The sequence below is a fragment of the Nocardia sp. CA-084685 genome (genome assembly GCF_050955785.1).
Taxonomy (GTDB): Bacteria; Actinomycetota; Actinomycetes; order Mycobacteriales; family Mycobacteriaceae; genus Nocardia.
In genome coordinates this window covers 3,829,722-3,854,733 of record NZ_CP192094.1, presented here as the reverse complement: position 1 = coordinate 3,854,733, position 25,012 = coordinate 3,829,722, and the positions used below count along the sequence as shown (strand labels likewise).

Sequence of the window (25,012 nt, the reverse complement as noted above, 5' to 3'; positions counted from 1 at the left end):
GTTCCAGCCTCCGTGCGATTCATCTGGTCTCCAGCAAACCGGCCGCTTCGTAGGCGGCCAGTGCGGCGTTCGAGCGTGCACGCACCGCGGTGATCAATTCGGGTGGTCCGAGCACCGTGACACCGGAGCCGAAGCCGAGCAGCAGCCGCGCCATCCAGTCCATCGTCGCGAACCGCATGGTCGCCTCGATGCTGCCGTCCGGGTGCACGGCCATCCGATGCATCGGGTATTGATCGAGCACCCAACCGTAATCGCCACGAATACGCAAGCGCGCCAACGGAACCGCGGGATCGTCCTGGAACAGGTCGAGTGCGGCGGCCTCCTCGGTCGCGTGGCTCGGCGGTCGAGCGGGCTCGTCGAGTTCGGTGGCCACCTCGATCCGATCGAAGCGGAACAGGCGCACACCTTCGGCCTGGCGGCACCAGCCCTGCAGGTAACTGTTGTTGTCCACCAGGACAATACGAATGGGATCGACGACACGCTCGGACACGACATCGCGACTCGCCGAGTAGTAGACCAACCGCAGCACGCGCTGGCGGGCCAGCGCGGAACGCACCGTCGAAACCGCCGGTGCCTCGGTGGGCAGATGCTCGCGGGCGTCGTCGACGGCCTTGCCGCCGACGATGGCCGATTCCAGTTTGGCGATCGCCGCGTATGCCGCGGTCGGATCGACCATGCCCGGCATATCCACGATCGAGCGCAGCGCCACCAGCAAGGCCGTCGCCTCGGTGGAGGTCAGCCGCAGCGGCCGGTCGATGCCCGCCGAGAAGGTGACCTCGATGCTCTCCTCGGAGAACGACAGATCGATCAGATCGCCCGGCCCGTAACCGGGTAAGCCACACATCCACAACTGGTTGAGATCGCTCATCAGCTGCTTGGTGGTCACGCCGAGATCGGCGGCGGCCTCGGCGGCACTGATTCCTGGGTTCGCGATGAAGTACGGAATCATATTGAGCAGCCGAGAGAGCCGAACCGAAAGCCGACTGCGCTCGGATGTGCCTATTGGTCGCTCGCTGCGCTCGCTCATGCCGTGACCTCCGTGTGGTCGAAGACCGAACGCAACCGCGCCACCACATCCGCGCGCAGTTCCTCCGGTGCGAGCACCACGGCATCGGGACCGAGTCCGGTGATCAAGCGCGCCAACCAATCTCGGGATCGGATAGGCAATTCGACGACCACGCCACGGCGTTCACCTATCGTGCGTTCCTCCAGCACGGGTCCGAGGCGGCGGATCTCGCGGCCGTGGCCTTCGGCCACCCACACCGTAGCGGTGCCGGTCACCGGTGCGCTGCCCGTGACAGTGCCGACGATCTCACGCAGGTCCACACCCTCGGGTTTACCGACCGAATTGGGTGGGCCGTATGCGGTCACATCGTCGCCGATGCGCGATAGCCGGAAGCTGCGGACCGCGTCCCGATTCCGGTCGTGTCCGACCAGATACCAGCGGCCATTGTGTGTGACCACACCCCAGGGCTCCACATCACGCATGACATACGGCTCGTTGATCGCACCCCGATGTTCGAACCGCACCGCCTGACCGGCGTCGATCGCCGCGAGCAGCTTGCCGAGCACCGCATCGGAGCCGCGGGTGCGGGCCGGGACCGCGGGCACCGAGGCCACCGCGGCATCGGTTTCGACGTGGATTCCGGCCGCACGCAACTTCAACAGCGCGCCCTCGGCCGCGGCCGCCAGCTCCGGCGACTCCCACATCTGCACCGCGACCGCGACCGCCGCCGCTTCCTCACTGGTCAGATCGATATCGGGTAGTTCGTAGGCGTCTCGGTTGATCCGATACCCCTCCACCGTCGAAAACCGGCTGACCTGTCCGACCTCCAAGGGAATCCCCAGGTCACGCAGCTCGTTCTTATCGCGCTCGAACATTCGACTGAACGCCTCGTCGCTGGCCGAATCCTCGTACCCCGCGACGCTGTCCCGAATCCGCTCCGCGGTCAGGAATTGCCGGGTCGACAACAGCGCGATGACCAGATTCATCAGCCGCTCGACCTTGGATATCGCCACTCGACACAGGGTAATCGGCACCCCGGCGCGCCCGCGCGTCGGCGCGCGATTCACCGCATTCCGGTTGGTGCACCGCCATCATGGAGTCATGATCATCGCGTTCTCCGTGACACCGCTTGGTGAGGGTGTCGACGTCGGCCGAGCCGTCGCCGCAGCCGTCCGCATCGTGCGAGCCAGTGGCCTGCCCAATCGCACCGATGCCATGTTCACCACGATCGAGGGCGAATGGGACGAGGTCATGGCCGTGGTCAAGGACGCCACGGATGCCGTACTCGCGGCCGCGCCTCGCTGCAGCCTGGTCCTGAAGGCAGATATCCGCCCTGGTGTCACCAACGCCATGACCTCGAAGGTCGAGACCGTCGAGCGCTATCTCGCCGAGAACTGAACGTCAGCCCACACTCACCGTCGTCCTCACAGACCTTTCAGCCTCCGCGCAGAAAACACAACCTGTGCGAGGTGCCCCCTAAGTCTGCGAGGACACAGGCGCGGCCTACCCATCGACTGCCTCGCCGCCGAGCGCTCACGGAAAGCAATTCTGCCTTCGTCCACACAGACCTTCGGCATCCCTCGCAGAAGCCGCAACCTATGCGACGCGCTCACTGGATCTGCGAGGACACAGGCGACGGCGACGCGCTCGCCTCGATTGCTGCTCACCCTCGGACGGACGAAGCGCTTACATCGAGGCGATCAGCCGATCCACTCGCTCATCGACGGAGCGGAACGGGTCTTTGCACAGGACCGTGCGCTGGGCTTGGTCGTTGAGCTTGAGGTGCACCCAGTCGACAGTGAAGTCTCGGCCCGCCTCCTGGGCGGCGGTGATGAAATCGCCGCGCAGTTTGGCGCGGGTGGTCTGCGGCGGGGTGTCCACGGCGGTGTCGACGGCCTCGTCCTCGGTGACACGCTTGGCCAGCCCCTTGCGCTGCAGCAGGTCGAAGACGCCGCGGCCGCGCTTGATGTCGTGGTAGGCCAGATCGAGTTGAGCGATCTTGGGATCGGACAGCTCCATCCCGTAGCGATCCTGGTAGCGCTGGAAGAGCTTGCGCTTGATCACCCAGTCGACCTCGGTGTCGACCTTGGCGAAGTCCTGCGCCTCGACCGCGTCCAGGGTGCGGCCCCACAGGTCGACGACCTGGTCGATATTGGGGTCGCGGTCGCGGTTGCGCAGGTGCTCGACGGCGCGGGCGTAGTACTCGCGCTGGATGTCGAGCGCACTGGCCTGGCGTCCACCGGCGAGCCGGACCGGACGACGGCCGGTCAGGTCGTGGCTGACCTCGCGAATGGCGCGGATCGGGTTGTCCAGGGCGAAATCGCGGAACGAGACGCCCGCCTCGATCATCTCCAACACCAGCGCTGCCGTGCCGACCTTGAGCATGGTGGTGGTCTCGGACATATTCGAGTCGCCGACGATCACGTGTAGACGCCGGTACTTCTCGGCATCGGCATGCGGCTCGTCGCGGGTGTTGATGATGGGGCGCGAGCGGGTGGTCGCCGAGGAGACGCCCTCCCAGATGTGCTCGGCACGCTGGGACAGGCAGAACGTGGCCGCCTTCGGCGTCTGCAGCACCTTTCCCGCACCGCAGATCAGCTGACGGGTGACCAGGAACGGCAGCAGCACATCCGAGATCCGGGAGAACTCACCGGCCCGGACCACGAGGAAGTTCTCGTGGCAACCGTAAGAGTTGCCCGCGGAGTCGGTGTTGTTCTTGAACAGGTAGATATCGCCGCCGATGCCTTCCTCCGCGAGGCGCTGTTCGGCGTCGATCAGCAACTCCTCCAGCACGCGCTCACCAGCCCGGTCATGCGTGACCAGCTGCGCCAAGTTGTCGCACTCTGCGGTGGCGTACTCCGGATGCGACCCGACATCGAGGTAGAGCCGAGCACCGTTGCGGAGGAACACGTTAGAGCTACGGCCCCAGGAAACTACCCGGCGGAACAAATACCGGGCCACCTCGTCAGGGCTGAGCCGACGGTGTCCGTGGAAGGTGCACGTCACACCGAATTCGGTCTCGATCCCCATGATTCGTCGCTGCACACTATCGACATTACAGCCATGTCATGTACTCGCGTGGGGCTGCGGACAACCGCGGTGCATACGTCTTCACAACGATTTCGCATGTGAGCGAAATGTTCGGCGGAAAACTACCGGCCCAAACGAAGGCCCTCCCGAAAAACGGGAGGGCGTTCGCAGCCGAACTACCGTGGTGGATTACTCCGAGTCGGGAGCATCCTCCGACTTCGCCTCGGCGGGCGCCGCCTCGGCCTTGGTCGCCGACTTACCGCCGTTGAGCAGCTGGTCCAGGGCCACGCCCGCCACCCGACGGAACGCCCGCCGCGGTCGCGCCTGTTCTAGGGTGGCGACCTCGAGCGAACCCACCCCGAGCACCCGCTTGTCCTTGTCCGCGGCACCCTCGGGCACCCCGGCCTTCAGGGCCTTGACGGCTACATCGACGGCACCGGCCAGGTCTAGTCCGGGCTGGTAGGAGCTCTTCAACGCGGTCAGGATCGGCTCGGTCGTGCCGCCCATCACCACGTATTCGCGCTCATCCACTATCGAGCCGTCGAAGGTGATCCGGTACAGCACCGATTCCGGTGACTGTTCCGGATAGCCGACCTCGGCCACGCAGATCTCCACCTCATAGGGCTTGAGCTGATCGGTGAAGATCGTGCCGAGGGTCTGCGCGTAGGCGTTGGCCAGGCCGCGACCGCTGACATCGCGGCGGTCGTACTGGTAGCCCTTCAGATCGGCCTGCAGGATGCCGCCGCGGCGCAGTGCCTCGAATTCGTTGTACTTGCCGACGGCCGCGAACCCGACACGGTCGTACAGCTCGCTCACCTTGTGCAGCGTCGCGGACGGATTCTCCGCGACGAACAGCACACCCTTGTCGTAGGTCAGCACGATCACACTGCGACCGCGGGCGATGCCCTTGCGCGCGAGTTCGGTCTTGTCGCGCATGATCTGTTCGGCCGATGCGTAATACGGCAGTGTCATGCTGAGGCACTCCCCTCTTCCGCGGCCTCGCGATCGGCGACGATCGCCCGCGTGATCTCCTCCAACCGTGATTCGGTCACCTCGACAGCGCCCTCGTCGTTGATGACGATCGCCGTCGGGTAGATGCCGCGCACCAGATCCGGTCCACCGGTGGCGGTATCGTCGTCGGCCGCGTCGAAGAGCGATTCGACGGCGATCCGCAATGCGCGGTCCTCATCGATTCCCTTGGCGTACAGCTTCTTCAACGACGACTTCGCGAACATCGAGCCCGAACCGACCGCGGTGTAACCGAACCGCTCCTCACTGCGCCCACCAACCACGTCGTAGGACACGATGCGACCGGCCTTGTCCAAATCGGTGGCGTGCTGGTCATAGCCGACCAGCACCGGGACCACCGCCAGACCCTGCAGCGCGGCAGGGAGGTTGTCGCGCACCATCTTCGACAGCTTGTTGGCCTTGCCGTCGAAGGTCAGCGAGACACCCTCGATCTTCTCGTAGTACTCCAACTCGACGGCGAACAATCGCACCATCTCGATGGCCATGCCCGCGGTGCCCGCGATACCGGCCGCCGAATAGGTGTCGGTGATGTACACCTTCTCGATATCCCTGCTGGCCAACAGGTTTCCCTGGGTGGCCCGCCGGTCACCTGCGATCAGCACACCACCGCGGAACGAGACCGCCACGATGGTGGTTCCGTGCGGAGCCAGCTGTTTCGCGGCGGTGCCACCGGAGGCAGTGTCACCCGAGATCGGGGTGGCACCGTCGATCACACCGAATCTATTGCCAGGCAACAGTTCCGGTGCGTACATGCGCAGGTGCTCGGTGAATGACGAGAGGGCGTGCCCCGGGTGGAGACGCAAGGGGTCACCTGCTGTCACTGGCCGCCCTTCTGCACATAGGCGCGAACGAAGTCTTCCGCGTTCTCCTCGAGCACATCATCGATCTCGTCGAGCAGGTCGTCGGTATCCTCCGCCAGTTTTTCGCGGCGCTCCTGACCGGAGGCATCAACGCCCTCCGGACCCTCGTCCTCGTCGCCGCCCCCGGCGCGCTTGGTCTGCTCTTGTGCCATGGCAGCCGACCTCCTCTGTCCTCATCATGACCAGGGCTCCATTCTGAGCACGACCCTGATCATGAGCAATGTCCGTGCCCGTACATCAACACTACCCAGCCATTCTGACAACGTGCTCGGTTATTGGCCGCGCAGGCACGGCGTGTTCGCGACTGTGTTCGATTTGCCGCGCCTTCGGCGCGGCGGGTTCGCGGCCCCCTGGTGTCTCGCGGCTGACCCTTCGAGCGACCTGCAAGCAGTCGCTAGCGGCGCCATCGAGACTGGCGACTTCGTCGCATGCGCTTCGACGGCTCGGACCCGAGACGGGCCGCGAACTCCTCGCTCGTAAGACTCGCTCCGTCGCGGTTGCGATCGCGATAACTGTTGCTACCTGGGCGTATTCGCCGACCTGGGCTAGGTGGTCAGCTGTTCGACCAACTCCGCGGCGGTATTCACACCGTCGAGCAGCTTGCCGACGTGGGCCCTGGTGCCGCGACGGGGTTCCAGGGTCGGGATGCGCACGAGTGAATCGCCGCCCAGGTCGAAGATCACAGAATCCCAGCTGGCCGCCGCGATATCGGCACCGAATCGACGCAGACATTCGCCGCGGAAGTACGCACGAGTGTCGGTCGGCGGCTTGGTCATCGCATCGAGCACCTGCTGCTCGTTGATCAGGCGTTTCATCGAACCGCGGGCGACCAGGCGGTTGTAGAGGCCCTTGTCCAGGCGGACATCGGAGTACTGCAGGTCCATCAGGTGCAGCTTGGGCGCGGCCCAGCTCAGACCCTCACGCTTGCGCATCCCCTCGAGCAGGCGCAGCTTGGCGGGCCAGTCCAGCAGGTTGGCGCATTCCATCGGATCGCGCTCCAGCAGATCCAGCACGTTGGCCCAGTTCTCCAGGATGTCCTTGACGCGCGCGTCGTCGTTGCCGCTGCGGGCCACGAACTTCTCCACCCGGTCCAGGTAGATGCGCTGCAGCGCCAAGCCGGTGAGTTCGCGACCGTCGGTGAGCGCCACCGTGGCGCGCAGGGTCGGATCATGGCTGATCTGGTGGACGGCGGTGACTGGGCGGGCCAGCTGCAGATCCGACAGATCCTCACCCGCCTCGATCAGGTCCAGCACCAGCGCGGTGGTGCCGACCTTGAGGTAGGTCGATATTTCGGCGAGGTTGGCATCGCCGATGATGACGTGCAGTCGGCGGTATTTGTCAGCATCGGCGTGCGGTTCGTCGCGAGTGTTGATGATGCCACGCTTGAGCGTGGTTTCCAGGCCGACCTCGACCTCGATGTAGTCGGCGCGCTGGGACAGCTGGAATCCGGCGTGATCACCGGACTGGCCGATGCCGACCCGGCCGGAACCGCAGATGACCTGGCGCGAGACGAAGAAGGGGGTCAGTCCGACGATGATCTGGTTGAACGGGGTGTCGCGGCTCATGAGGTAGTTCTCATGGGTGCCGTAGGAGGCGCCCTTGCCGTCGACGTTGTTCTTGTACAGCTGCAGCCGCGGCGCACCTGGCACGCTCGACGCGTGCCGCCCGGCCGCTTCCATGACCCGTTCGCCCGCTTTGTCCCAGATGACCGCATCCAGCGGATCGGTGACCTCCGGCGCGGAATATTCCGGATGGGCGTGGTCGACGTAGAGCCGGGCGCCGTTGGTAAGGATCATATTGGCCGCGCCGACCTCGTCGGCGTCGATCACCGGGGCCGGGCCGTTCATCCGGCTCAGGTCGAAGCCGCGGGCGTCGCGCAGCGGCGATTCCACCTCGTAGTCCCAGCGCGTGCGCTTCGCGCGCGGCACCCCCTCCGCTGCGGCATAGGCGAGAACCGCTTGGGTGGAAGTGAGAATCGGGTTGGCCGACGGCTCGGTGGGTGTGGAGATACCGTATTCGACCTCGATACCGATGATGCGCTGCATACCCTCGAGCCTAGGCGACGCGTGGCCGCCGTCGGTCGCGACCGGCGGCATCGGCGATCTCGGATGACATCGATGTCATACCGACGGTGGTACTTCCGGAGGATACGGGCAGGCCATGGCGGCCGGGATAGTCGGACCATGACCGATTCGATCGCCGAAATCGCGGGGCGGTACCGCAAGTCGGACGAGCCAAGCACCATCACCCAGTCGAAGACTCCGACGCGGTTGGTCGCCCTGGACGTGCTGCGCGGCATCGCGATCCTCGGCACACTCGGCACCAATATCTGGATTCTCACCCATCCCGAGGGCCTGGTCGGGTACATCGACGAGGTTGGCAGCCCGGCGACCGGCTGGATGTGGTCGGAGCGGGTGCTCCAGCAACTGGCGCAGGGGAAATTCCTCGGGCTGCTCACCATTATGTTCGGCATCGGCCTAGCCATCCAGCAGGGCTCGGCGGCGCGGGCGGATCGACGGTGGCCGGGCAGCTATCCGTGGCGGGCGGGGCTGCTGTTCCTCGACGGTGTGCTGAATTTTCTGTTCATCGCGGAATTCGATGTGCTGACGGGTTATGCGGTCACCGGATTGGTCGTCGCCTTCATTCTCGCGATAAGTGAACGAACACAACGTCGTTGGCTCGCGATAGCGGCCGGATTCCATCTCGCCATGCTGACGCTCATCGGCATCGCGATGGCCGTTGCGAACCAGCAGGATTCGACGCCGCGTCAGCCGCTGGATCCGAATCCTTATGCGAACGGATCGTTCTGGGATCTTGTGCTCTTCCGACTCGATAATGCGGGCATGTTCCGCTTTGAACCGATTTTCGTCTTCCCGATGTCGATCGCGCTGTTCCTCGCCGGCGCGCAGTTGTTCCGGGCCGGGCTGTTCCGACCGGAAGGGGAGCGGATCCGCCGTCGGCTCATGATCATCGGATTCGCTGTCGCCGCCCCGATCGATCTTGCGGTCGGCGTGCTCGAGGGCGGTGATCTGGTTTTGTTCACCAGGTACGGCACGGCCCCGGTCGTCGCCTTCGGTCTGCTCGCGCTGGTCGCGGAGTTCTACCTGCGTCGTCCGCGGGTCGGATTCATCGGCAGGCGACTCACCGAGGTCGGGCGGATGGCGCTGAGCTGCTACATCCTGCAGAATCTGGTCGCTTCGGTGCTGTGCTACGGGTGGGGTTTCGGACTTGCGGCGCGCGTCTCCCCTGACGCTCGGGTGCCGTTCACGGTCGGTGTCTATTTGCTGGTCGCGCTGATCATCGTGACCATCGCGCACCTGTGGTTGCGCCGGTTCGAACGCGGTCCGGTCGAGTGGGTGTGGAATCGCAGCTACCGCGCACTGGCCCGCGAACGCTGAGTCACCGCCGCGCTGGCGTACATCGGCGCAGTTCAACCCCCGAAACAGCCGCGAACGCGACCAGCATCGGCCGAGTGCCGCCGACGGGAACACGAGTAGGGAACTACTCGTGTTCTTTTCGCGTCGATGCCGGATGCTGACGCGATGTCACTGAACTGCGTCGACGTATCGATTTCGGATGCACAGGAGGTGCGTAGTGTCGGAACCGGCTCGAGCAATGAGTAAGGACCACGCGTTCGCCGAACTCAAACGTCTCGCGAACGACGACCTGATCCGCTTCGACGGGCCCGCGTCACCGGCCCTGGTCGGATTCGCAGGTTTCGACCCGCGGACCGGCCAGCCACTACCGGGCAGCCTCGCCGGGGTAGTTATCCGCCACGGCGGCACTCCGGCGCCACCGCAACACCTCGATCCGCGAAATGCACTGGCGCTGGTGCGGTTCTGCCGGTTCCTTTCCGCGAATTTCGGTGTCACCGAGCTGCATACCCTCGGAATCGACGGCCGCGGAACGCATTCCGACGACTGCCACGGCCAGGGCCGCGCCGTGGATTTCGCCGGTGTCACGATGCCGGTCGGCGATGTATCGCGCCGGATCACCGTGGCAGGGCACTGGGGCACCGTCGAGACCGCGGTGACGCCCGGTGGAACGTGGCCGCCCGGCACCGGTCCTCGGGTGCGTTACCGACTCGACGAACCCGATGCGAGCCCACTCGGTGACCCGGACGGAGATCTGTTCGTCGCCGACTTCTTCCGCAGCGTCTATGATTTCGCGGCGGGCGAATGGCAGGACTGCTCGGACAGTCCCGATCCCACGACTGCCATCTCCGGTATCGGCGATCCGAGTTTCATTCTGCATCCCGACCATCCCGATGACCATCCGCTCCCGGCCGCGACCGGCCGCGCGGCCCATATCGATCACGTCCACTTCCAGATCGGCAAGTCCGGGACCGAGTAGGTGGACTAGCGTCGTCGGTGTGACGCTCGCCGATCGATATCCATTGCTACACAAGCCGACCCGCTGGGAATGGGGCGGTCTGGATGTGCGGTTCTCCACCGATCTGCCACCCGATGAACTCGTCACCAATATCCACGTCATCTGCTTCGTCGGCACAGAAATCGTGCTGTGCCGCGACGATCGCGATATCTGGATCGTGCCCGGCGGCACCAGGGATGCGGGCGAAACGATCGACGCCTGCGTGCGCCGCGAACTCATGGAGGAGGCCGGGGCGCGCCCGGTCGGGGCGGTGCGGCCATTCGGCGCGCATCACACCACCACCGATCGCCCTGCGCCGCATTACCCTTGGCAGCCGCACCCACACAAGGCGTGGCTGTGGTGCACGGCGGATGTGGTGCTCGAATCCGAGCCGACCAATCCCGAAGATGCGGAGAATATTCTCGAGGTCCGCGCCTTCGCACCCGAGGAAGCAATGCGCCTGTCACGCACCGATGGCGATCACATGGCCGAATTGCTCGCCCTCGCAATCGAATTCCACCGAAACTGGAGTCGAAAGCGTATGGAACCCCGATAAGCAGTCGCGGCGATGGTGTGGGTCTTCATGCCGTTGCTCCCCGCCGATGTGCGGAGTGGTTGATGCGGTGATCTATTGGGAGCTTATGGTTTCCGTGCGGCTGAGCAGATCTTTGACGACAGTGTCGCGTTCCAGCGGAACACCGAGACTGCGCGCATTCCCCTCGAAAAGCGCGAGCACCGATTCGGTCAGGATGCCCTCGACCTGATCGCAGGTCAGCGTTGTCGCGGCAGCAGAGCGCCAGTTGTTCACGAATCCGTCGACGAAGCCGATGTGCGGTCGAAACCGGCTGTCACCGTGTGGAATTCGGGCGGCCGCCGGAGTTGGTACCTGGACGGACACGGGGTGAATCGGGCCGCCGCCTGGCCGGGTTCCGGCATCTCCTACCGGCGCGCTATGCGCCGACCGGATCCCGGCCACTACGACCTGACTGTGCCAGCGGATCGTGAACCGACACACGAGTATTCGGGTCCGGCGCTACTCGACGCCCCTGGCGCGGAGGTTCCGGTCGAGGTCACCCTCAGTGGGCATGTTGAGCCGATCGATGGCCGCTACCACTGGTACGGACGCGTCGCCCCGAGTGATGGCTACGAGTTACCCGATCCCGGACGCGCCGAAGTGCTCCTCACGCTGCCCGGCGGCGAGCCGACCGCGGGTCGCCTCCAGGAGCGCGACCCCTGGGGCGACCTCCGGATCGTCGGTATCGGGACCCCGCCCTACCCACTAGCCACTGTCTGAGTCGCGGGCCCGCAGCAGCCACGCGCGCAACGCCTCGGTGACCTCGTCGGGGCGTTCTTCCATGGGAAGTGGTTGCATGAGCTCGGAGTAGGGCTGACTCACGCCCCATCCAGTCCGCCTGGCAGGACGCCCACTGTTTTGCTACCTGGCGAACAACCAGAAGAAAAGCGCGTAGGCGCGGCTGTTCACGGTCTGCGGTATCGCGGACGGGCGTCGCGCCGCCGGAACCGGGTATCCCGCATACGGCCAGGTAGAACGCAACCGCCACCCCGGTGAGGATCTGGCCACCGGCGTAGTCGACAACCCGGAAGGAGGTGCTTGTGTCCAACCCGTTGACCGCATTGACCCAAGCTGGAGTGTCGATCTGGCTCGACGACCTCAGCCGAGGGCGGCTGACCGACGACAGCCTGGCTCGCCTGGTGCGCGACCAGCATGTGACCGGGGTGACGACCAACCCGGCCATCTTCGCCAAGGCCATCACCGGCAGTGACACCTACACCGACCAAATACGGCGCCTGGCGCTGCGCCGTGTCGATCTCGACACGGCATTACGGGAGCTGGCCACCTACGACGTGCGCTGGGCGTGTGATGTGTTGCGCCCGGTCTACGACGCCACCCACGGGGTGGACGGGCGGGTATCGATCGAGGTCGACCCACGGCTGGCACACGACACCGACCGCACTGTCGCCGAAGCTCATGCACTGTGGTGGCTGGTGGACCGGCCCAACCTGTTCGTCAAGATCCCCGCCGCCAAGCAAGGATTACCCGCGATCACCGCCTGCCTGGCCGAGGGCATCGACATCAACGTCACCTTGATGTTCTCGCTGCACCGCTACCGACAAGTGATCGAGGCGTTCCTGGATGGGCTCGAACTCGCCCACGCGAACGGCCGTGACATCGCGCGAATCCATTCGGTGGCATCGTTTTTCGTATCCCGCGTGGACATCGCGGTCGACCAGCGGCTCGACAAGCTCGGCACCGATCAGGCCGCGGCCCTGCGTGGCGCCGCCGCGATCGCCAACGCGCGGCTGGCGTATCAGCTCCACGAGCAGTACCTCGACGGTGACCGCTGGCGGGCACTGGCACGCGCGGGAGCACGCCCGCAACGCCCCTTGTGGGCATCGACCGGGGTGAAGGATCCCCGCTACGACGACACCCGCTACGTCACCGAGCTCGTCGCGCCCGGCGTGGTCAACACCATGCCCGAAACCACCCTGCACGCGGTCGCCGACCACGGCCATATCCCCCGCGACAGCATCCACGGCACCTACCCGCAGGCCCGGCAGGTGCTCGACGAGCTGGCCGTGCTCGGCATCGACTACGACGAGATCGTCACCACCCTGGAAGACGACGGGGTCGCCAAGTTCGACGCCAGCTGGGACCACCTCGCCACTGAATTGTCGACCACCCTGACCGCGTCGCTGCAGTGACCGCCATGCCCCGACTGCTACGCCCGCCACGGCATCGCCCGAGCGCCACACGACCGCGCCGTGATCGACCCGGCTGATCAGATCGGCCTCGCGGAACACCCAACCCAACAGCCGCGACACCCCTACCCGACACCGATATGGAGCGCGATCCCATGCCCGAACACCTCAGTGTCGAACCCGTGATCGACCACGAATACCGTGTCCGCATCGACGACCACGGCGACTTCATAGAGTCCCAATTCGTCGTCGACGCCGACGTCCTGGCCGAACTCGGCTTCGACCCCGCCGACGAACAACGCATCGTCGAACACACCGCCCGATTCCTCGCCGACCACCAACCCGTCATCGACTTCCCTACCCTGGTTTACCTCGACGAAGTCGCCGCCGCCTACCGCGACTATCCCGACGACCTACGCCGCAGACTCGGATGACACCGACCAGCGAGATCAACCATTCATCGGAACCGATGGTCGATAACCTCGCGTGGAAGCTGCTCCGGGCTCGGGTAGGCGATCAGCACTCGGCAACCGTCGGGGTCGACGCCGTCGACGAAACTGATCCCGTTCGCAGTGTTGGTGTACGTGGCGGAATAGCACGCGCGCAGTCGGTTTTCGATTCGGTCCAGTTCTGTTTTACTGTCGGTGGACCAGATGATTTGTGTGATGCCCAAGTCGCCGATTTTGCGCATGACAGACGTTTCGCTCACCCGTAGGTAGAGCTGGAAACCGTCGGGGGTTAAAAGCAGCGCGGCGTCGGACTCTTGAATCGCGACACGGCATTCGAACACGGCGCAGTAAAAGCGCACCGAACGATCTAGATTCGTCACTTCCATCAAACGCGAAGCGGCCCGGACGGTACCCATCTGTTCCCCTTTCGCACACCCCGCCCGATCCCCACGTTACCGGCCGCCGCACCGCGAATTCCTGCTCGACGACATCAAGTGTCCACGCCTGCTCGACACGGGGGCAACTGATGACGCGTGCGCTCGATCAGTCGAGTTGTCGTGCGAATGGACGCGAGTCCGACTCGAATTTCCTGCCCGCGCAGGAGTGAGCCCGCGGTCCACGCGTCGCACCGAGCGCGCCAGCCTAGAACCGTGCGTGGTGGCTGCGGCTGCCGAACTATCACCCCACGAAATGCTCCGGTGCGATGTTTGTGTCGACCAAGCTCTAATAGAAGCCCTAATACCCCACCGCGGTTGGCGCAATATCGAACAACGTCAGGTTGATAATTGTTTCTGTAGACCGAGTTGTGCAGACCTGCTCGAGGGTGGGTGGTCGGAACCGGATCCGGCGCGGAGTGCGGCAATCGCCCCTGGTGAGGATGTGCAGAACTAGGCTCGCAAGCGAGCACGGGGCGCGGCACGGGAAATCTCGTCTCGTCGATGCGACGCGGGTCGCCGACGCTGGCACGCGCTGGTGTTCATCCCGATGGAGCGTTCGACGAATCCGATTTCGTTGTCCGCGAACTTCTGTCGGCCGCCTGATCGCACTGCACCTTCGGTTCGACACAGGAGCAGCTCATGGTGACATTGGACCGGTTGGCGAACGTACTGGGTGGCTATGGGATCCGCCTGCGGTTGTGTTCGGTTCCCCGGTCCACCCTCTTGCGCAGTGTGGTGATCCACGGGGCAGATCAGGACCCCACAGAAGTGGGTGATGTGCTGCTGGGGATCGGGGCACGCTCAGTGTCGGAGGTCGTGAACTGGGCGGAGTCGGCGCGGGCTGTTGTCGCGCTCCTCCGTGCGGGTGAGCAGACCGCGGACGAGCCGGAGATCGATGGCGTGGCGGTGATGGTGGTCGATCCCGCGGTGGCCTGGAGTGAGGTGGCCGCGGTGGTCTACGGGTTGGTTCTGGAAGGACGCGAGACCGAGGCCGGTCGCGGCCCGACCGATTTGTTCGCCTTGGCCGACAATCTGGCCGACGCGGTCGGGGGTGCGGTGACGATCGAGGACCGCCGGTCTCGAGTGCTGGCGTATTCGAAGCCGCGGCATCACCTCGACCCCGCACGGGTCGAGACGATCCTGAGCCGGGAAATGCCGCAGTGGTTGCGGGACTTGTGCGACGCGCGCGGTGTCTTCGCACATTTGGCGGTCTCGGATGAACCATTGTTCGTTTCCGCGCAGACAGAGCGTGGTTTGACGGGGCGGATGGTCGTGGCCGTGCGCGTGGGCCGGCAATTGCTCGGCTCGGTATGGGTGTCGTGCCCGGCACCGTTACACGGGGCTCGACGGATCGCGTTGGCCGACGGCGCGCACACGGTGGCCCTGCATCTGTTGCGTTCACGGGCCAGCGCGGACCTGGAACGTCGGGTGGAATCCGAACTGGTGATCAGTTTGCTGGAGGGCGCCGCGGACTCGGCGACGGTGGCCAGCAGGCTGGGGTTGGCGCCGGAGACTTTGCGGGCGATCGCGCTGCGCACACGGTTGGCCGACGAGCAGCACGCCGCGCTGCTGCAGGTCTTCGAGCGAGCGACAACCGGATTCGGCTGGTCTCGTTCGAGCCGCAGCGCCTTGGTCGGCGACACCATCTACACCGTGCTGCCCGCCGATCAGGCGGCGACCGCACGACGCTGGATTACCGAACTACAGGCGGCATTACCCGCCCAGATGACGGTTCTGGCTGGGATCAGCGGTGTGGCCCGGGCCACCGAATTGGCGTTGGCACGCCGAGAGGCCGAGGAATGCCTGGCGCTGCACGAGGCCCGCTCAGCGGATGCGGTGCCCCCCGCCTATGACGAGTCGTGGGACGAGATCCTGCTGCAACGGTTGCGCACCGCGGGGCTTTCTGGACGCATCCCCGCACGGGGGCCGGTGTCGGCGTTGCGACGCCACGACCGCGCGAACTCTACTCACTATGTGGCGACGCTGCGTGCCTGGTTGCAGGCCCAGGGCGACCCAGCCTGGGCGGGCGCGCAACTGGGCGTACACGAGAACACCGTCCGTAACCGGCTGCGCAAGATGGCCGAGGTGGCCGACCTCGGGTTGGACGACCCCGGTAAACGACTCGCCATGATGATCGAACTCGCCGTCACCGACAACGACTGACCCTGCTGTGCCACCGCTACAAATCTCGACGCCTCGATTGTGGGATCAGCGCAACCGATTGCCCAGACAGCCAGCCATTATGGAGTTGACAAGAACGCCGCAGGTGGCAGGAGCGACATGGTGAGCATCGATCGGCCCGAGAACCGACCATAGCCCGCCATTGCCGTGAGACTCAGCCACGGACCTCAGGTGCCGCGCGAAATCCAATCCGATTCGGCACGAGCACCGCGATAGCCGTGGATCCCGCGACTCAGACCCGGCCCGACTTCAGGGCCTGCGCGTTGTCAGGGGCGGCACCGCCGCCATGGCCCGCCCCTGACGACAGTCTCCAACCCCGTCTCATAAGGAAGGACACAAACACATGACCACCACCGCAACTGTCTGGATGACATCTCGAGCCCGTGATCGGCTCGAGACCGAATTGCAGGAACTGCTCGCGCGACGCCACATCGAATTGCCCACTGAGGACAGTGACGACTACGCACGCAACCAGGCTCTGCAGTCCGCGCGCCAGGAGCGTATCCGCAGGATCCACCACCTGCTCAGCAACGCCCTCATTGGTCAGAACCCGCCCGACGACGGTATCGCCGAGCCCGGCATGGTCTTGACCGTCCGCTACGACGACACCGACCAGGTCGAGACGTTCCTGCTCGCGGTACGCGAAGCCGAAGACAACGAAATGGAGGTCTACTCCATGCAATCGCCACTGGGCAGCGCCATCACCGGCGCGCGACCGGGCGAACGCCGGATCTACCACACACCCAGCGGCGCGATCATGGCGGTGACGCTGCTACACGCGGTCCCCTACGCGCTGACAGACCCAGCCCCCGGAAAACACGGGAACAGTTCAGCGAAGGATCTGCCCTCTCGTGCCCAAACGACAACTAGCTGAATAGAGTTGAACGGAATGAAGAACATGCGGGTACGCGAGGTCATGCAACGACCGATCATCGCCGCGCGGCACAACAACACGGCACGTGAGGCGGCGCTGATGCTCGCCGAACTGGGCTACGCGGCATTGCCCGTGCTCGACCAGGACGATCGCCTCATCGGAGTAATCACCAGCGGTGACCTCTTGCGAGCCGGCGAACTCAATGACCCGGTCAGTGCGGTGATGACCACACCAGCGGTGTCGGTGCCCGACAACGCGGCACTGGCAGAGGTCATGGGCAGGCTGGTAACGCACGGACTACGCAGTCTGCCGGTCGTCGATGCCGACGGCCGCGTGATCGGCATGTTCAGCCGCGGCGACGCGTTGCGCATCATGCTCACCCCCGATGACGCACTCGCCGCCGATGCCCAAAACCTCCTCGATCAATACACCGGCGCACGGCGCTGGCATGTCACCGTCGATGAAGGCGACGCCACCATCTCCGGCCGGTTCGCCGACGAATCCGAACGGCGAATCACCGTCGCCCTCACCCGCACAGTGCCCGGGATCCGCACCGTGACCATCGCGACCACACCGGCCGCCGCGGCCGCAGCCGTGCACTAATCCGCAACCGCAACAGTCCGAATCCAACCTTGACGCAAACGACGCACCGCCACATCGATGGATTCAGGACTGCGGCGCCGAACCTGGACAGACTGTGGCCACCGCACGAGATGCGCCAGATTATCGGCACACCTGGTCACCTCCGCGAAACCGCTGTTCGTCGAACAATGCTTGGTCTGACAACAGTGACGCGGTATGCGGATTCTCCCGATTTTCCCCCAAAAATCGATCTCAGCGTATGACGTGCTCCTCATAGCTTCGGCGAGCACCACTGGCCTCCGATCCTATTCGCGCGCGAATGATAAAGGTAGACAACAATTTTAATCGCTCGACAATCAAGTGGCCGGGCGCAGCAGCCAGGCGCGCAACGCCTCGGTGACCTCGTCGGGGCGTTCTTCCATAATGAAGTGGTTGCCGCCATCGATGCGGACCAGCGTGGCGTAGGGAATCGATTCGGCCAGTTCTTGGGCGGTGCGCAACGGGATGGCGGGGTCGCGGTCACCCCAGATGACGGTCGTCGGGCAACTGATGGCACTCAGTCCGGCAGCCAGTTCCGGGCGGATCCGGACGCGATAGCCGGACCAGAAGTGCGCGTTCCAACGGCGACCCGCCGCGGTCTCCAGCACGGCGAGGTATCGGCGCAGTTGTTCGCCGTCGAAGGATCCGTTGCGCACGTACGGGGCGAGACCGACCCGATGCACCCATCGGATCGCCCGTGCGGTGAGCAGCGGGCGCAGCGGTGCGATCCGCGCCAGCACGGTCAGCAAGCCGAACAATAGGTAATAGGGCGGTGTGAAAATGCCCTGGGCCCGCGAATTCAGGATCGCGAAGCGGCGCACTCGTTCCGGATGACGCTGCAGAAACCCCAATCCGAGGAACCCACCGTAGTCATGACAGGCCAGATCGACGCGCTCGAGCCCGAGCGCATCCAACATGCGGCCGATGCGCTCGACCTCGCTGTCATAGTCACAACTCAGCGCCATGTCCCGATCGGAAGCACCCCAGCCGAGCCAGTCCGGGGCGATGACCCGCCGCGATAACGCGAGCGGACCGATCTGGTGTCGCCATGCGGCATGGCTCTCCGGCCAGCCGTGCAGCAACACCAGCGGATCACCTTGCCCGACATCGACATAACGCAGCCGCGCGCCGTCGACCGTCACCTCCCGCAGCTCGTAGGTCGATTCCGCCTGCCCATCCAGCTTCATCCCTGATCTCCCTTCACCTCCTGCGACTTTCTGTATCGTCGCGGATATGGCGCGGTCGGCACTTCCAGAAACGTGCGCTCCCGAAACGGCGGCCACCTCCGCCCGGCTCTGGCTGCGGCTCGGTCACGCCATCTATATCGGGCCCGGGATGGCCCTCGGCGCGCATTCCACCGCGATCGCCGGTCTCGGGGTCGGACTCGATGGCCCGTTCCGGGTCCGGGTCGCGGACGCTGCCGATATCACCGCCCGCAGCTTCCTGTTCCGCGCCCGCGTCACGCACCACATCCTGGACACCGATGTGCCCAAGCTCTTCTGCTTCTTCGACCCGACCTCGGAGAATATGGCCCGCTGCCTCGGCGGCATGCGCCGCACCGTCAATGGCTACAGCGCCGACCACCGCCACGAGGCCGAGTTGATCGAGATGTGCGCCGATCCGGCACCGGATATCGACCGTCTCCTCGAGCTCGCCAGCATCCCGGTCCCGACCATCCGCGATCCCCGCATCGCCGCCGTCGCCACGGCCATCCGCGCCGACCCTGCCCAGCAGCAGCGCGCTGCGGAAAAGGCAAGTGCCGCAGGGTTATCGACTTCCTACTTCCTGCGAACCTTCGCCGAACAGACCGGCACCAGCTTCCGCCGTTACGTGCAATGGGCCCGAATGCTGCGCGCCGGTAGGGCCTATGCCGCGGGCCACGATCTCACCCGGGCTGCCGTGGACGCTGGTTTCGCCTCCCCTTCACATTTCAGCGATACCTTCCGCGCAATGTTCGGTCTGACCCCTTCCGCCTTCCTCACCATCAATGGCGAACTCCACATCGACTGATCTATACGTCGAAGTAGAGATCGAATTCGTAGGGGTGCGGGCGGACATTGATTTCGGAGATCTCGGTATCGCGCTCGAGGCGGATCCAGGTTTCGAGCAGATCGTCGGTGAAGACATTGCCTTCGGTCAGATAGTCGTTATCGGCTTCCAGTCGGTCGATCACACTTTCCAAGCTGGGTGGGGTTTGGGTGACCTCGGCGGACTCCTCCGGAGTGAGCTCGTAGAGGTCCTTGTCGATGGGGACGGGGGGTTCGATCTTGCGGCGGATGCCGTCCAGACCGGCCATCATCATGGCGGCGAATGCCAGGTACGGATTGCCCGAGGAGTCCGGGCAGCGAAATTCCAGACGCTTGGCTTTCGGATTCGCGCCGGTGACCGGAATGCGCACGGCCGCTGAGCGATTGCGCTGACTGTAGACCAGATTGACCGGGGCTTCGAAGCCGGGCACCAGGCGCCTGTACGAGTTCACGGTCGGATTGGTGAATGCCAGCAACGATGACGCGTGCCGCAGCAGTCCGCCGATGTAATGCCGGGCCAGATCGGACAGACCCGCATATCCGGCTTCGTCGTAGAACAGCGGTGCGCCGTTCAACCACAGGGATTGGTGCACGTGCATGCCGGAGCCGTTGTCACCGAACAGCGGTTTGGGCATGAAGGTGACGGTTTTACCCTCGGCCCACGCGGTGTTCTTGACGATGTACTTGTACAGCTGCAGATCATCGGCCGCGGCGAGCAGCGTATTGAATTTGTAGTTGATCTCGGCCTGGCCCGCCGTCCCGACCTCGTGGTGGCCCTTCTCCAATACGAATCCGGCGTTCTGCAGATTCGTGCACATCCGATCGCGCACGTCGACGTCCGCGTCGTACGGCGCCACCGGGAAGTAGCCGCCCTTCGCGCGCACCTTGTACCCGCGGTTGAGCGTGCCGTCCGGATTGTATTTCGCACCGGTGTTCCAGTCGGCAGAAGACGAGTCCACCTCGTAGAAGGCGCCGTTCATCTTGGTGTCGTAGCGCACCGCGTCGAAGATGTAGAACTCCGCCTCCGGCCCGAAGTAGGCGGTATCGGCGATGCCGGTGCTCTTCAGATAGTCCTCGGCTTTGCGCGCGACATTGCGCGGATCCCGGCTATAGGCCTCGTACGTATGCGGATCGTGCACGAAGCAGTTCAAATTCAGCGTCTTCGCGGCACGGAAAGGATCCAATTGTGCGGTGCGCAGATCCGGAAGTAACAACATATCCGATTCGTGAATCGACTGGAACCCGCGCACCGACGAGCCGTCGAAGGCGATCCCGTTATCGACCAGATCCGCGCCGAATGCGCCGGCCGGGATCGAGAAGTGTTGCTGCACACCGGGGACGTCGCAGAATCGAATATCGACGTATTCGACTTCCTGGGCGCCGATGTATTCCAGAATACCGTCGGTGGTGGCAGTCAAGGCTGCTCGCTTGTCCAACACGGCTTGCTCCTCGCTTGGCGGCGCAGGTCTATCCGCGGCTGGCGAGGCGACCTTTTCCTGACAATCGGACCCCGTCCATGGGTCACGGCCGTTCCTGCTCGCCGAGTCTCACGATACGACTCGGACATCAATGGCGGACCCGAATCCGGGCGAGAAGCGGACCGCTACACCGCACTGATCTGCCTCGATCCTGACCTGGCGCTGGCCTTCGCCCAGCACAACCGGCTCACCGCGACCACCATCGCCGAATTCGCCGAGAATCCGGAGATCTTGTCCGCAATCGAGCAAGGTGTGACCGCCGCCAATGGCAAACTCTCCCAGGAGGAGCAGATCAAGAACTACATCGTTCTACCCGAGGTGTGGGAGCCCGGAAGCGATGTTCTGACCGCGACCGGCAAACTCGAACGCACCCCGATCGCCGCCCGCTACACCGACACAATCGAGAGTTTGTATTCGTAAGTCCGGGACGGAGAAGTGCAATGACACCAACGCGGACCCGGGTTGTCGAAGATCTCCATCGAAGAGCCGCATCGCTGGTCGATGGGTTCTACGGCAGCCTGCCGCCGTATCCGCGGATACCGCAGTCACTGGTGGCGACCGATTTCGCGCGCGGCACGAAACTGAATGTCGACCTGTTCTTCGAGTATCTACGTCGTGGCACCGAACCTTGCGAAGAGGACACCAGGGAACTCGTCGAGCTGGCCATCGATCGGCTCCGCGACGGTACGCCACTGCCGGAGGTGCTGGACCGATATCGGCTCGGCTCGGCGTTCATCTGGGAGCGGCTGCGCGAATCGGCCACTCCTGCCGAGCAGGAACTGCTGCTCGACGCCGCACTCACGCTGCTGAAGTACATCACGCTGGTCATGACGCGCATCGCGGGCGCGGCCACCCAGCGCTCACACGATCCGCGCTGGGAACTGCTCGAACGCCGTCGCGGCATCGCCGACGCACTGCTCACCGGGCGCGATCCGGTCGAGTGGGCCAACGATCCGGTTATTCCGGTCGCCGACGCCTTCCTCGTCGCGGTATTCCGGCTGTGCGGCACCCGCGGCGGGTACGCCTCGGCGCTGCGGCACCGGGTCGAGGCAATTCCGGGCGTCTTCCTGCGGCTGGACGCGGGCGGGTGGACCGCACTGATCCCGCTGCAACCCGGCGATGACGGTACGGCCGCGATCACCGGTCTCATGGCGCGACTGCCGGCACATCAGCCCGATCTGGCACCGCCCTACTGGGTCGGGGTCGGTACATCGGCAAACAAGGCGCAGATCCCGACGATCTTCGCCGAGACGCGGGTACTGGCCGAACTGGGACGGTGCCTGAATCGTCGCGAAATACTGTGCCGTAGAACAGATTTGCAGTTCGAGTACACGGTGGCGGTCAGCGATGCGGCCCGGCCGGGGCTGGCGTCGGTGCTCGCGGCACTCGATACACAGCCGATGCTGGCGGAGACTCTCGAGGTGTTCGTCGACAGCGGATTCAACCAGCTGGCGACGGCGCGTCAGCTCAACGTGCATCGAAATACGGTGACCTATCGCCTGTCCCGCGTACACGAACTCACCGGCCTCGACCCGCATCGGCCCGCCGATGCCATGACCCTGTCCGCGGCCAGACTGGCCCGCCGCCTCGAATCCGCCGCCTTCGCCCCTTAATCGATCGGACTCGGGCATTCTGGCAAACACCACATCGCGTCGCCGTTACCCTGACAGCGGCCGTGCGGCCGGGATAGTCTCCGTGAGGGATCCGATTCGGGATTCGTAGTCACCCGGGAGCATCCGATGATGAAGGCTCTGGTTACCGGCGGGGCATCCACCTCGCCCCGATCCGTGCACTATGTCTCCGGGTCTCCCGGTGAATTGCGTTGGGAAGGCACCGCATTGCTGCGCGCAGGCGTACTCGCCTTCGGCGGCAGTATCGGCCCCACCGCATTGCACGCCCATCACGCCGTCCAGGTGGTCGCCGCATGTACGCCGGTGGTCGTGGTGGACGCGAGCGGGACTCGGCATCGCGGCACCCATGTCATCGTGCCCGCCGACGCACCCCATCGCATTACCACCGGCGCAGAGCGTGGCACCGCGATCTATCTCGACCCAGAATCCGTCGCGGGCGCTGCCGCCGACCGCAGAGCCCATACCTATGGGTGGGCCGACTGCGAACATTCCCTGCCCATCGATCCGAAGCGCGAACCACTCGCCGAATTGGTTGCCGAGGTCGTCGATGATCTCGAACGCGACAATTCACAGAGCATGAAGGACGAGCGCCACGACGCGGTCAGCGAGGTGCTGCGATTGCTGCCGTCCATCGTCGGTGACGGACCGATCCGCGGCGCTGATGTCGCGCGCCGGGTCGGTATTTCCGCGACCCGCCTCACCCATCTGTTCACCGGACAGGTCGGAATTCCCTTGCGGCCCTATATCCTCTGGCTCCGACTACATGTGGCGATCACCCGCGTCCGCTCCGGCGACGATCTCACCGCCGCCGCGCACGCCGCCGGTTTCGCCGATAGCTCCCACCTGACCCGCACCTGCCGTCGCACCTTCGGACTGCCGCCGTCGGCCCTGAGCCGCCGCGTCGATTGGGATCTCGGCGACGCCCCGTAGGTCCAGCCGAATCGTTCAAGTCATTGGGGCACTACCCACTCCTGTGGCGCTTCCACGCGGTGCACCACAGCGTCGAACGCTGCTACGGCCTCTAACTCGAACGGGCCCGCGTGGAAGGCGCCGCACTACGGTCGTTGGCCAATTCCGCCCGACTGCCCGAGGAACACCCGGCACTGCTGCTACGCACCGTGCAGGTCGCGACCACCCCGGGCAGAAAGGTGGTGCTCGACCCACGCGAACGCGCCTGACAGATAGGAACTCGCGAGCGGCGACTCAGTTCGGGTGCCCGCGGTTCTCCAGCGCGACCGCCAGTAGGCGGCGGCATGCTCGTGCACGGTCTGATGTTCCTGAAACCGGAAGAGGTCGCCCTGGTCACCGATTCGATTCGCCGGCTCGCCATCGCAGGCGTCTTCGGTTTCATCGGCAACTATTGGCTGCACCGAAAACTCGAGGATGACCTGCGAGCATTCCAACGCACGCTGTCCGGCAACTCCGGCGGAACAAACGCTGACACGGTGCCGATGGCCTAGAACAGTGCCGCGACGAACAGGCCGCCGCTCGGGAGGAGCGAAAGTATGCCGGTTTCGGGTGTGGTCGGCGGCCACGTGAGCCGAACGGATGATACCTGCGGCGCAGAGCGACGTCGTCGACGCCCGGCACCCGCGGGGGCCCGAAACCTCGCCCGGTAATGCCATAACGCCGTCATGCCAGCGTGCCCGGCGAGCGCGTCCTCGGCGCAGAGTCGCGCCTTGTCGGATCGAAGCTCCACTGCGAGATCGGGTCCACCGCAGTTTATTACGCGCCGCCCACGAAGAAATCAACCGAATTGATCATGTAATTCACGACCGAAATGAAGATCAAATTAAAGATCAAATTGCTTCACCCCGGCAAAATGTTCTGTTTGCCAATTATTAACCGTGACAATTCGCACATTCGGAAAACTGGATTTGCAGATCTCGTCTTCATAACATTTGTGGTGTGCGCCGTGATGGCGTCGTTATCCGTCTGAGAAAAGGAAGCACCGTAGATGTTCTCTCGCAAGGCCCTTGTCGCCGCCACCACCGTCTCCGCCGCCGCCCTGTTCTTCGGCCCGGTCGCGATGGCCTCTGCCGCCCCCGCCGCCCCCGGCGGCTCCTCGAGTGCGGCCTCGGGCTCGGCTGACAGCGGCTCGGCCTCGGGCTCGGCCGGCTCATCCACCGGTTCGGCCGGCTCGTCCTCCGGTTCCGCCATGCTCGACTCCGGCAGTTCGGCCCTCGACGGCGGCACCTCCGCCATCCTCAACATCATCGATTCGATCACTGGCGTCCGTGACCTGACCCAGCCCAAGCCCGCCTCCTGATTCGGGTCTCGGTAGATCACCGCTTCGT

General features: G+C 64.8%; 27 protein-coding genes. 16 read left to right on the top strand and 11 right to left on the bottom strand.

What is annotated here, in order from left to right; all coding sequences use genetic code 11:
• Positions 1-19: 19 nt before the first annotated feature.
• Together ACQP2U_RS17515 and ACQP2U_RS17510 are read right to left on the bottom strand one after the other, a co-directional pair.
• Positions 20-1,027, bottom strand: coding sequence for a helix-turn-helix transcriptional regulator (locus ACQP2U_RS17515; RefSeq protein WP_433715635.1), 1,008 nt, complete (start codon positions 1,025-1,027; stop codon positions 20-22).
• Entirely contained in the window at positions 1,024-2,019 is a 996-nt protein-coding gene (locus tag ACQP2U_RS17510; RefSeq protein ID WP_433715634.1) for a helix-turn-helix transcriptional regulator, read from the bottom strand. The genes ACQP2U_RS17515 and ACQP2U_RS17510 overlap by 4 nt, the downstream gene beginning before the upstream one ends.
• Positions 2,020-2,107: 88 nt before the next feature.
• Here ACQP2U_RS17510 and ACQP2U_RS17505 point away from each other — a divergent pair, with 88 nt between their 5' ends.
• Positions 2,108-2,404: an MTH1187 family thiamine-binding protein gene (locus ACQP2U_RS17505; RefSeq protein ID WP_433715633.1), complete on the top strand. Its 297-nt coding sequence runs from the start codon at positions 2,108-2,110 to the stop codon at positions 2,402-2,404.
• Between the two features lie 288 nt (positions 2,405-2,692).
• Here the strand turns inward: ACQP2U_RS17505 and pafA are convergent, their stop codons facing one another.
• From pafA to dop, 5 genes are all read right to left on the bottom strand, one after another.
• Positions 2,693-4,051 carry a Pup--protein ligase gene (gene pafA / locus ACQP2U_RS17500; RefSeq protein WP_397038572.1) on the bottom strand — a complete coding sequence of 453 codons (1,359 nt, stop codon included), beginning with the start codon at positions 4,049-4,051 and terminating at the stop codon, positions 2,693-2,695.
• A gap of 174 nt (positions 4,052-4,225) precedes the next feature.
• The gene (gene prcA / locus ACQP2U_RS17495; protein WP_433715632.1) at positions 4,226-5,008 is read right to left on the bottom strand and encodes a proteasome subunit alpha; all 783 of its coding nucleotides are present in this window, start codon (positions 5,006-5,008) and stop codon (positions 4,226-4,228) included.
• On the bottom strand, positions 5,005-5,886 hold the full coding sequence (gene prcB / locus ACQP2U_RS17490; protein ID WP_433715631.1) for a proteasome subunit beta: 882 nt from the start codon (positions 5,884-5,886) through the stop codon (positions 5,005-5,007). Before prcB ends, prcA begins: the two co-directional genes overlap by 4 nt.
• Positions 5,883-6,077: a ubiquitin-like protein Pup gene (locus tag ACQP2U_RS17485; protein ID WP_397038576.1), complete on the bottom strand. Its 195-nt coding sequence runs from the start codon at positions 6,075-6,077 to the stop codon at positions 5,883-5,885. The genes prcB and ACQP2U_RS17485 overlap by 4 nt, the downstream gene beginning before the upstream one ends.
• A gap of 393 nt (positions 6,078-6,470) precedes the next feature.
• Positions 6,471-7,970 carry a depupylase/deamidase Dop gene (gene dop / locus ACQP2U_RS17480; protein WP_433715630.1) on the bottom strand — a complete coding sequence of 500 codons (1,500 nt, stop codon included), beginning with the start codon at positions 7,968-7,970 and terminating at the stop codon, positions 6,471-6,473.
• Positions 7,971-8,108: 138 nt separating this feature from the next.
• On the opposite strand from dop, the gene ACQP2U_RS17475 reads away from it, so the two are divergent.
• The 3 genes from ACQP2U_RS17475 to ACQP2U_RS17465 all read left to right on the top strand — a co-directional run bounded on the left by ACQP2U_RS17475 (position 8,109) and on the right by ACQP2U_RS17465 (position 10,852).
• The gene (locus tag ACQP2U_RS17475; protein ID WP_433715629.1) at positions 8,109-9,323 is read left to right on the top strand and encodes a DUF418 domain-containing protein; all 1,215 of its coding nucleotides are present in this window, start codon (positions 8,109-8,111) and stop codon (positions 9,321-9,323) included.
• Between the two features lie 217 nt (positions 9,324-9,540).
• On the top strand, positions 9,541-10,278 hold the full coding sequence (locus tag ACQP2U_RS17470) for a hypothetical protein (protein WP_433715628.1): 738 nt from the start codon (positions 9,541-9,543) through the stop codon (positions 10,276-10,278).
• 19 nt (positions 10,279-10,297) lie between these two features.
• Positions 10,298-10,852, top strand: a complete 555-nt coding sequence (locus ACQP2U_RS17465) for an NUDIX hydrolase (RefSeq protein ID WP_433715627.1) — start codon at positions 10,298-10,300, stop codon at positions 10,850-10,852.
• 72 nt (positions 10,853-10,924) lie between these two features.
• Here the strand turns inward: ACQP2U_RS17465 and ACQP2U_RS17460 are convergent, their stop codons facing one another.
• Complete coding sequence (locus tag ACQP2U_RS17460) at positions 10,925-11,194, bottom strand: hypothetical protein (RefSeq protein ID WP_433715626.1); 270 nt, start codon at positions 11,192-11,194, stop codon at positions 10,925-10,927.
• Positions 11,195-11,197: 3 nt separating this feature from the next.
• Between ACQP2U_RS17460 and ACQP2U_RS17455 the strand changes: the two genes are divergently transcribed.
• The 3 genes from ACQP2U_RS17455 (at position 11,198) to ACQP2U_RS17445 (ending at position 13,451) form a co-directional block, all read left to right on the top strand.
• Positions 11,198-11,590 carry a DUF4873 domain-containing protein gene (locus tag ACQP2U_RS17455; protein WP_433715625.1) on the top strand — a complete coding sequence of 131 codons (393 nt, stop codon included), beginning with the start codon at positions 11,198-11,200 and terminating at the stop codon, positions 11,588-11,590.
• Between the two features lie 314 nt (positions 11,591-11,904).
• Positions 11,905-13,020, top strand: coding sequence for a transaldolase (gene tal / locus ACQP2U_RS17450; protein ID WP_433715624.1), 1,116 nt, complete (start codon positions 11,905-11,907; stop codon positions 13,018-13,020).
• Positions 13,021-13,172: 152 nt separating this feature from the next.
• Positions 13,173-13,451, top strand: coding sequence for a hypothetical protein (locus tag ACQP2U_RS17445; RefSeq protein WP_433715623.1), 279 nt, complete (start codon positions 13,173-13,175; stop codon positions 13,449-13,451).
• Between the two features lie 23 nt (positions 13,452-13,474).
• On the opposite strand, the gene ACQP2U_RS17440 is transcribed toward ACQP2U_RS17445, so the two are convergent.
• Positions 13,475-13,882, bottom strand: coding sequence for a VOC family protein (locus ACQP2U_RS17440; RefSeq protein ID WP_433715622.1), 408 nt, complete (start codon positions 13,880-13,882; stop codon positions 13,475-13,477).
• A gap of 660 nt (positions 13,883-14,542) precedes the next feature.
• Between ACQP2U_RS17440 and ACQP2U_RS17435 the strand changes: the two genes are divergently transcribed.
• From ACQP2U_RS17435 to ACQP2U_RS17425, 3 genes are all read left to right on the top strand, one after another.
• Positions 14,543-16,066: a PucR family transcriptional regulator gene (locus ACQP2U_RS17435; protein ID WP_433715621.1), complete on the top strand. Its 1,524-nt coding sequence runs from the start codon at positions 14,543-14,545 to the stop codon at positions 16,064-16,066.
• A gap of 361 nt (positions 16,067-16,427) precedes the next feature.
• Complete coding sequence (locus ACQP2U_RS17430; protein WP_433715620.1) at positions 16,428-16,958, top strand: GreA/GreB family elongation factor; 531 nt, start codon at positions 16,428-16,430, stop codon at positions 16,956-16,958.
• Between the two features lie 15 nt (positions 16,959-16,973).
• On the top strand, positions 16,974-17,561 hold the full coding sequence (locus ACQP2U_RS17425) for a CBS domain-containing protein (RefSeq protein ID WP_433715619.1): 588 nt from the start codon (positions 16,974-16,976) through the stop codon (positions 17,559-17,561).
• Between the two features lie 335 nt (positions 17,562-17,896).
• Here ACQP2U_RS17425 and ACQP2U_RS17420 read toward each other — a convergent pair whose 3' ends face one another.
• Positions 17,897-18,766 carry an alpha/beta fold hydrolase gene (locus ACQP2U_RS17420; protein WP_433715618.1) on the bottom strand — a complete coding sequence of 290 codons (870 nt, stop codon included), beginning with the start codon at positions 18,764-18,766 and terminating at the stop codon, positions 17,897-17,899.
• A gap of 46 nt (positions 18,767-18,812) precedes the next feature.
• On the opposite strand from ACQP2U_RS17420, the gene ACQP2U_RS17415 reads away from it, so the two are divergent.
• A complete protein-coding gene (locus tag ACQP2U_RS17415) occupies positions 18,813-19,589 on the top strand; it encodes a helix-turn-helix domain-containing protein (RefSeq protein ID WP_433715617.1) in 777 nt (258 codons plus the stop codon).
• Position 19,590: 1 nt separating this feature from the next.
• Here ACQP2U_RS17415 and glnA read toward each other — a convergent pair whose 3' ends face one another.
• Positions 19,591-21,024 (bottom strand): type I glutamate--ammonia ligase, encoded by a 1,434-nt coding sequence (gene glnA / locus ACQP2U_RS17410; protein WP_433716501.1) that lies wholly within the window; start codon positions 21,022-21,024, stop codon positions 19,591-19,593.
• Positions 21,025-21,048: 24 nt separating this feature from the next.
• On the opposite strand from glnA, the gene ACQP2U_RS17405 reads away from it, so the two are divergent.
• The 5 genes from ACQP2U_RS17405 to ACQP2U_RS17385 all read left to right on the top strand — a co-directional run bounded on the left by ACQP2U_RS17405 (position 21,049) and on the right by ACQP2U_RS17385 (position 24,984).
• Positions 21,049-21,504 carry a hypothetical protein gene (locus tag ACQP2U_RS17405; RefSeq protein WP_433715616.1) on the top strand — a complete coding sequence of 152 codons (456 nt, stop codon included), beginning with the start codon at positions 21,049-21,051 and terminating at the stop codon, positions 21,502-21,504.
• A gap of 20 nt (positions 21,505-21,524) precedes the next feature.
• Positions 21,525-22,697, top strand: coding sequence for a PucR family transcriptional regulator (locus tag ACQP2U_RS17400; RefSeq protein WP_433715615.1), 1,173 nt, complete (start codon positions 21,525-21,527; stop codon positions 22,695-22,697).
• Between the two features lie 126 nt (positions 22,698-22,823).
• Positions 22,824-23,645 carry a helix-turn-helix domain-containing protein gene (locus ACQP2U_RS17395; protein WP_433715614.1) on the top strand — a complete coding sequence of 274 codons (822 nt, stop codon included), beginning with the start codon at positions 22,824-22,826 and terminating at the stop codon, positions 23,643-23,645.
• A gap of 323 nt (positions 23,646-23,968) precedes the next feature.
• Complete coding sequence (locus ACQP2U_RS17390) at positions 23,969-24,175, top strand: hypothetical protein (protein WP_433715613.1); 207 nt, start codon at positions 23,969-23,971, stop codon at positions 24,173-24,175.
• 497 nt (positions 24,176-24,672) lie between these two features.
• Positions 24,673-24,984, top strand: a complete 312-nt coding sequence (locus ACQP2U_RS17385; protein WP_433715612.1) for a hypothetical protein — start codon at positions 24,673-24,675, stop codon at positions 24,982-24,984.
• Positions 24,985-25,012 lie beyond the last annotated feature (28 nt).

Bases quoted from the DNA above. Each gene is read 5' to 3' on its own strand.
- ACQP2U_RS17395 (WP_433715614.1), top strand. From the start codon at position 22,824: ATGATGAAGGCTCTGGTTACCGGCGGGGCATCCACCTCGCCCCGATCC.
- dop (WP_433715630.1), bottom strand. From the start codon at position 7,970: ATGCAGCGCATCATCGGTATCGAGGTCGAATACGGTATCTCCACACCC.
- ACQP2U_RS17435 (WP_433715621.1), top strand. From the start codon at position 14,543: ATGGTGACATTGGACCGGTTGGCGAACGTACTGGGTGGCTATGGGATC.
- ACQP2U_RS17430 (WP_433715620.1), top strand. From the start codon at position 16,428: ATGACCACCACCGCAACTGTCTGGATGACATCTCGAGCCCGTGATCGG.
- ACQP2U_RS17485 (WP_397038576.1), bottom strand. From the start codon at position 6,077: ATGGCACAAGAGCAGACCAAGCGCGCCGGGGGCGGCGACGAGGACGAG.
- prcA (WP_433715632.1), bottom strand. From the start codon at position 5,008: ATGACACTGCCGTATTACGCATCGGCCGAACAGATCATGCGCGACAAG.
- ACQP2U_RS17445 (WP_433715623.1), top strand. From the start codon at position 13,173: ATGCCCGAACACCTCAGTGTCGAACCCGTGATCGACCACGAATACCGT.
- ACQP2U_RS17425 (WP_433715619.1), top strand. From the start codon at position 16,974: ATGAAGAACATGCGGGTACGCGAGGTCATGCAACGACCGATCATCGCC.
- ACQP2U_RS17415 (WP_433715617.1), top strand. From the start codon at position 18,813: ATGGCGCGGTCGGCACTTCCAGAAACGTGCGCTCCCGAAACGGCGGCC.
- ACQP2U_RS17470 (WP_433715628.1), top strand. From the start codon at position 9,541: ATGAGTAAGGACCACGCGTTCGCCGAACTCAAACGTCTCGCGAACGAC.
- ACQP2U_RS17505 (WP_433715633.1), top strand. From the start codon at position 2,108: ATGATCATCGCGTTCTCCGTGACACCGCTTGGTGAGGGTGTCGACGTC.
- ACQP2U_RS17475 (WP_433715629.1), top strand. From the start codon at position 8,109: ATGACCGATTCGATCGCCGAAATCGCGGGGCGGTACCGCAAGTCGGAC.
- ACQP2U_RS17440 (WP_433715622.1), bottom strand. From the start codon at position 13,882: ATGGGTACCGTCCGGGCCGCTTCGCGTTTGATGGAAGTGACGAATCTA.
- ACQP2U_RS17420 (WP_433715618.1), bottom strand. From the start codon at position 18,766: ATGAAGCTGGATGGGCAGGCGGAATCGACCTACGAGCTGCGGGAGGTG.
- ACQP2U_RS17390 (WP_433715613.1), top strand. From the start codon at position 23,969: ATGCTCGTGCACGGTCTGATGTTCCTGAAACCGGAAGAGGTCGCCCTG.
- ACQP2U_RS17400 (WP_433715615.1), top strand. From the start codon at position 21,525: ATGACACCAACGCGGACCCGGGTTGTCGAAGATCTCCATCGAAGAGCC.
- ACQP2U_RS17385 (WP_433715612.1), top strand. From the start codon at position 24,673: ATGTTCTCTCGCAAGGCCCTTGTCGCCGCCACCACCGTCTCCGCCGCC.
- ACQP2U_RS17515 (WP_433715635.1), bottom strand. From the start codon at position 1,027: ATGAGCGAGCGCAGCGAGCGACCAATAGGCACATCCGAGCGCAGTCGG.